Annotated in this window: 4 protein-coding genes and 2 pseudogenes; 1 reads left to right on the forward strand and 5 read right to left on the reverse strand. The window is 48.3% G+C overall.

The genetic code is table 11. The features are described 5' to 3' along the window. Positions 1 to 501: 501 nt before the first annotated feature. The 5 genes and pseudogenes from FHS77_RS15380 to FHS77_RS15400 all read right to left on the reverse strand — a co-directional run bounded on the left by FHS77_RS15380 (position 502) and on the right by FHS77_RS15400 (position 5,124). The gene (locus FHS77_RS15380; RefSeq protein WP_184224809.1) at positions 502 to 2,178 is read right to left on the reverse strand and encodes an ABC transporter permease; all 1,677 of its coding nucleotides are present in this window, start codon (positions 2,176 to 2,178) and stop codon (positions 502 to 504) included. Positions 2,179 to 2,258: 80 nt separating this feature from the next. Next, complete coding sequence (locus tag FHS77_RS15385; protein WP_184224810.1) at positions 2,259 to 3,215, reverse strand: ABC transporter substrate-binding protein; 957 nt, start codon at positions 3,213 to 3,215, stop codon at positions 2,259 to 2,261. A gap of 33 nt (positions 3,216 to 3,248) precedes the next feature. Next, positions 3,249 to 4,328, reverse strand: a complete 1,080-nt coding sequence (locus FHS77_RS15390; protein ID WP_184224811.1) for an ABC transporter ATP-binding protein — start codon at positions 4,326 to 4,328, stop codon at positions 3,249 to 3,251. A 140-nt stretch (positions 4,329 to 4,468) separates the two neighbouring features. Continuing rightward, a pseudogene (locus tag FHS77_RS15395) lies at positions 4,469 to 4,785 on the reverse strand (linear amide C-N hydrolase); the annotation flags it as partial. 24 nt (positions 4,786 to 4,809) lie between these two features. Continuing rightward, positions 4,810 to 5,124: an IS3 family transposase gene (locus tag FHS77_RS15400; protein WP_184224812.1), complete on the reverse strand. Its 315-nt coding sequence runs from the start codon at positions 5,122 to 5,124 to the stop codon at positions 4,810 to 4,812. Between the two features lie 559 nt (positions 5,125 to 5,683). Here FHS77_RS15400 and FHS77_RS16330 point away from each other — a divergent pair. Beyond that, a pseudogene (locus tag FHS77_RS16330) lies at positions 5,684 to 6,022 on the forward strand (aldo/keto reductase); the annotation flags it as partial. Positions 6,023 to 6,519 lie beyond the last annotated feature (497 nt).

A 6,519-nucleotide genomic window follows, 5' to 3' on the forward strand; every position in this document is an offset into this window, starting at 1 on the left:
CTGTTCGTCTGAAAACCGTGAACGCTTCATTATCCAACTCCTACCAAGGATTGGACTCTACCAAAATCTGGAGGAGTTTGCGGGTCTCACGTCACGTCGAAACAGATATGTGAATGTACGCCGGCTCATGTCTAACGCTTTGCAGCAATCATCAATCGTTTCATGAATATTGAGTAACTACATGTCGCGCTGTGGCGGCATCACCCACGTGCCTGTGGGAGTTGTCAAAATGATCAGGCCGGTGATGATGGGGCACAATTGAGTGCCCATCAGGATAAATATTGCCGATAGTAACAACGGGGCAGTCGATATGGTTAACCTGATCAATATGGATATGATGCATGTTTGGACCTGATTAAGTAATTGAATGCCCCAACATCGGTTGCGGTCGAAAACTTCTTGATTATGAAAAAGCAGATAATCGCAAATTGCCACCCATCAATTATATTGAAGTGCTTTGAGGTCTCCCAAGATAAGCTGACTTTAATCTTTAAATTATTGTCAGAGGCTAAATTTTCTGCCCTTCAACAAAGTGAGTAAAAGCAGGGGAATAAGTGTGGTGATGACAATCGCAATAAGCGCCATTGCCATGCCAAGGCCAACCGAGCCTTGCTCGAATTGCCGCCAGATAAAGATGGAAATAGTTTGCATGCCAACGGGGGCAATCAGCACAGAGGCGACCAGCTCACGGGTGGCGACTGAAAAAACGAGCAACATTGCAGTGATCAGGCTTGGCGCAATAAGCGGCAGCATGATGCGGCGAAAAGTGGTGAAACTAGTGGCACCGCACACGCGTGCTGCTGCTTCCAGATTATCCCCGATCTGATGAAAGGCTGCGGTCGTATAGCGGATGGGTTGTGGCAGCAAGATGCAGCAATAGGCAAGCAGCAGGATCAGTGGTGTATTATAAGGAGAAACCAGTAGTGCCGGTTGGTTCCAAGCCAGAATAAGGCCGACAGCAACCACCACACCTGGCAAAGAGTTTGGCAGAACGGTTAAAACGTCGAGGAAATTGCGGCCGCAAAAGCGCATTTTTACCACCGCATAGGCTGCAACTGCGCCTAATAAGCCGGTGAAGAGCGCACTTGCCACACCTAAAGACAGACTGTTGATGAGGGCTTTCATCCCGCCTGCGGAATTTTCGGCGATGGCACTGAAATTGTCAAAGCCGATATTAGAAAGTGTCAAGCCGCCTGAAATGGTTTTGGATAATGCGGTGGCAAGTATGGCAAGCAGTGGTACGCCTGTTGCCAGAAAACTGACAAGGGCAAAAAGACCGACGACAGGGATGGTAAGGTTTCCCAGCGCGCGTTTGTCTTTGGCCTGTGGCTTGCCGACAGTGGTGACATAAGAACGGCGGTTTAAAATCCAGCGCTGGATCATAAAGGCACCGAGCGACAATAAAACGAGGGCGAGCGAGAAGACGGCGGCACCTGCCAGATCAATCGGCCAGTCTGAAACGCGAAGATCGATTTCTGTGACTAGCACTTCAAAGCCGGAGCGGCGGCCAAGGGCTGCCGGTGTGCCATATTCTTCAATGGCAGCAGCAAAAACCAACAGCAGACTTGCGGCAAGCCCGGGTGTTGCAAGCGGCAAAGTAATACGGAAAAAAGACCGCCATGAAGAGGCACCAAAAACGCGTCCAACATCAGCATAACGTGCGCCAACTGCTTCAATTGTGCGTGAGACAGCAAAATATACCAGCGGAAATGTATTGAGCGCCATGACAAAGGTCATGCCGGAAACGGAAAATAAAAAAGATGACAGATTGAAACCGGCAAGCTGCTCAAGATAACCGCGCGGTTGCAAACTCATAATCCAGCCAAGGGTGGCAATATAAGGCGGGATCATAAACGGGATGAGCATTAAGATATCCCAGAATATCGCCAGCGGCACTTTGTAAAGCGCCCGAAACACTGCCAGTGGCACGGCAATGAGTGCTGAAAGGGCTACAACCATTAAACCCAGCAATACCGTATTGCCGGTAATGCGGAAAAGGCGCGGATCATCAAACAGCGCCGCGATATGCGAAAACGGGTTGGCCAGCGAACCGCTGCCCAATTGCGGAAAAATCGATTGCAGGATGATAAAAACAAAGGGAACCGCTACGACGAGTAACAGTCCTGCCATGGCAAAATAACCGAGAGGATTTTGCAGGCTTACGTTTTTATTCTGCATCTTCATTTCCAGTATCAATTGAAAAAAATCAGGTGCGGGAAGCGCACAAACTCCCCGCACCTTATGCTCTTCAGGTGTTATTATTTGGCAAAAACAGCGTTGAACTCTTTAAGTGTTTCGTTACGCTTGCCATAAACGGCTGCCGCATCAACAGACAGAATTTTAAGATCATTAATCAGCGGCCGGTTGGCCGGAATGTCTGTGCGTGATGGCATCAGATAGGTGTTGGCAACCATTTTCTGGCCTTCATCAGACAGCATATAATCAATGAAAGCTTTCGCTTCATCCTGATTTTTCGACCAGTTGAGGATCATGGCCGGACGTGGTGCAATGACAGTGCCGCTTTCAGGGAAAATCACATCAATGGCTTCACCTTTGGCTTTGCCGTTAAGCGAAATATAGTCTACTGCACCAAAGACTGCTGCTTTTGCACCCTGCAAAACAGGATTAAGAGCTTCAGCATTGGCACCTGCTACATGGGCACCATTGGCTTGCAGGTTCTTAAACAAATCCCAGCCGCTTTGTGCTTGCAAAGCTGCGACCAGCTCGAATGTCGCGCCTGATTGAGCCGGATCCGGCAGATTGACCAGATCCTTATATTCAGGCTTGGCAAGGTCTGCCCATTCGGCAGGCTTCGGTGTTTTGCTGTTCGGGTTCCAGGCAATACCAAGTGCCGAAACGCCCTGTGCTACAGCATATTCGTTTTTCAGAAAATCCGGTACATTAACAGCATTCGGGCTTGTATATGCCACCAGCCAATTGCGCTTGGCAAAGTCTGTTGCTGTGTCCCATGATGCCGAAATCAGCACATCCACCACCGGATTGGCAGCTTCTGCTTCAATACGCGCCATTACTTTGCCCGTTGTCGCCTGAAAAACCTGTACTTTGGTGCCTGTTTTTTCAGTAAAACCAGCAACCAGTTTTTCAATCAGGCTGCCAGGGCCTGCTGAATAAACCGTGATATCGGCAAAAGCCGCTGTGGAGCTGAGCAAAGTCAGGGCAAGCGCAATCCCGCCGCCAAACAGCTTATTCTTCATGATTTTCTCCTGAGATGTCGGATAAGTGTGTAATTAATTGGAAAACCAGCGCAGTTGGCTATCGTCTATGCTCAAAGCTGTCTGGCTGCCTTGTGGGCGGGGCAAGTTGTCGAGATAGGTTATCTCATGGTTGAAACTGTCATCGCCGATGCGCACGGTTGTGAGATGGCCATCACCGCGAAATTGTGAGCGCAGAACAATGGCAGTTACGCTTTCGTCTTGGGAGGACGTTGCAGAAATAGCGCGTGTCGGGATCAGCACATGACTATGGTTCTGGTTATGGTGGGGGGCTTTCAGATAGTAGTTAGTGCCGCGGATTTTATAATTCTGCGAGCAGTATTCAATCGGTAGCACACAGCCAAGGCGTAAGAAATCAGCCACCTGGGTGCTGGCAGGTGAAGTAACGAGACTTTGCGGGTCGGCGAATTGCTCAATAATGCCGCCGCGCATAATAGCTACCTGATCGGCAAGGGCAAAAGCTTCGCTTTGGTCATGGGTGACATAGACTGCGGTAAGCCCTAAATTTGTCACCAATTGTTTGATTTCGCTCACCATATTTTCGCGCAATTCACGGTCGAGATTGGATAGCGGTTCGTCGAACAAAACGATTTTAGGTTCTGCAACAATTGCTCGGGCAATGGCAACACGTTGTTGCTGGCCGCCGGACATATCGCTGATGGAGCGATTTTCAAAGCCACTAAGACCCACGCGTTCAAGTGCAGTTTTTACACGTTTTTCACGGTCACTGCGGTTGATACCGCGCATTTCTAATGGAAAAGAAACATTGCCCGCTACACTCATATGCGGCCAGAGCGCATAATCTTGAAACACCATGCCGAGATGGCGTTTTTCAGGCGGCAAAAACAGGCCGGATGTGGCATCGGCAACCATGGTTCCGTTAATGCTGACATCACCTTTCGTGGGGGTAAGCAAACCGGCAAGAAGACGAAGCAAAGTGGTTTTGCCGCAACCTGATGGCCCGAGCAGCGCCAAAGTTTGCCCTTTCGGCAGCATCAGGCTGATATTATTTAAAATTGTAGTTTTGCCATAAGCGAGACTGAGCCCGTTTATGCTCACTGCAATTTTTTCTTGTATCGTCGGGTCGTAAAGCATCAAGCTACCATCATCTTTCGTTATGAAAGCTGATAGGTCGGTTTTGTAACGATGGAATGACGGGTTTTTGACAGTTATGTAACAATGGAGATTTACCGGACAATCTATAAAGATCATCCGGCGAAATTTATATTTAAATCTTATTCAATACCAAGAAACTTGAACGGTTCGGAGACTTTGAAATTAGCAATGACCTTACCGGAAAAATATTGCTCTGATTGACACCCAGATCAAGCTTCTGCACTTTGCCGCTTTCCTTCGAGAAATCCAGCCCCTTCATATCAACCCAGAATATATTTGGTGTGAGGGCAGATTCAAAGAAGTAGTGCAAGCGGCTATAGTCTGCCACGGTTCTCCATCGTGTCGATGAAATGTTCGGCTGATCCGGTGTGGTGATACCATAAGGCACCGAGACGTTGCAGATAATACTGAAAACGCTCGCTACTGCCATGTCAGGGGTGGTTGTAATGACCTTCTCCCCTCACAACCCACCTTGTAATCGCGGTGTACGCATTAATCGCTCCACTGTGCAGCGCGTGATGTCATGGCCTTGCCGTCGTAAAGTATGCCAAGCATTACCGGCTCCGTAGACCTGACGGTTCTCGTCATAAAACCGGTTGATCTCAAGGCGCAGAGCAGCGTCAGATTTGGTGCTGTTTGATGCCCGCTCAGGATGACGGGTAAACGCTGCTCTCTTATAATAGGTAGGTGAGGCAATCGGCAGTACTTTACAGATCGGCTCGACCCCGAAAGAAGAACAATGATCTTCAATGATGATTTTTTTAAAAGCGATCATCTGCGGCCAGAGGTGTTACATCCTGCGGAGATAATGATAACTGGATCACATCCGGATCACACGATTCGAAAGCCGGTGCACGTGCCGAATTATCGCCAACAATTTTCTCAACTGGCAGGAATAAAGCACGTTGAGGCGCGCCAAAATTAAGCGGGTCAATGTTGTATATGTGAAAACCACATCTACGTCGGTTAAAGGTGAGCTGTCTGAAAACTTCAAATCTGGACGTAGCTTGAAGATGAATGTCTGTGAAACCGGTCTTCCCAGTTTGCAGCCAGATCTGGCACACTCAAACGTTCTGCCTTACCGAGCAAAATTTCGATAGCACTTCGCAATGCTTCAGCAGGCGAAGATTGCTGTTTTCCCGTATGTGGACGCTCGGCAACAAAGGCACCGGAACCTTGGCGTATCTTCCATACATGCGTGGCAGTTTATGAAGGCGCTTGGTTTGCAGCGTCAGAATGGTTAGACGCAGCTTGTTTCCATGCGGCCGCAGTACAATCTCATCTATCGCGAAGAATAGCGTGAAATGATTCCGCTTTGACGTTCTGAAGGTGTTGGGGTGATTCCGTGGAGTCCGCTGGCGCGTGGACTTTTGGCCGTTCGGGCTGCGGATGGTGATTCTGCCTCAACAGTGCGTGCGCAGACAGATAAAACCGCAAATGCACTTTATGATCGGAATAAAGCACAAGATGATGCGGTTATTGCTGTCGTTCAAAAGATTTCGGAGCGTCATGGCAGGCCAATAGCACAGTTTGCATTTGCTTGGCTTACGATTCGCTCAGGTATTTCGGCTCCGATTGTCGGAATCTCTAAGCTTCATCAGTTTGAAGATGCGCTTGGTGCGCTGGAAATTCGTGTGAGCGATGAAGATGTGGCGGAAATAGAATCGCCTTAGAGCGCGAAAAACATCGCTGGTCATATTTAAAGCTGCATGGCTAATGTGTAGGCCCTCTATGTATATAATGTATCAAAGTCGCTTTAGTGGACTCTTTTTATTTTAGATGATTCTCATGAAAACGGTGTTGAATAGCCAGTTCGCCTGTGGGGAGGGCTGTGCATAAGCGCTAAAAGCGATGTTATTAGTCGGATTTATACAAAAAATCGTCTTTTGCAGAAGCGTCGCTTGACTCTTCATTCGGAATGGCATTAGTAGGCCATCTCTACGACAGATTTGTGAAACTTACAAAACAAAGTAGGGAATTAAGAAAATCAAATGTTACTTAAATAAATGATTTTCTTGCAAGTTTTCACTTGACAGTGATTGCTTGAGGGGTTAGAAGCCCCGAACCACTTCGGGGCCTCCGGGCTTGAGGGTGGTGAGATTGCCGGATGGTCGGGCGGATTGCCTGATAGTTTGGTGGTTTTAAAATTTGAGTTTTCGACGAAGGTGAC

Source organism: Paenochrobactrum gallinarii (assembly GCF_014205685.1).
Taxonomy (GTDB): domain Bacteria; phylum Pseudomonadota; class Alphaproteobacteria; order Rhizobiales; family Rhizobiaceae; genus Paenochrobactrum; species Paenochrobactrum gallinarii.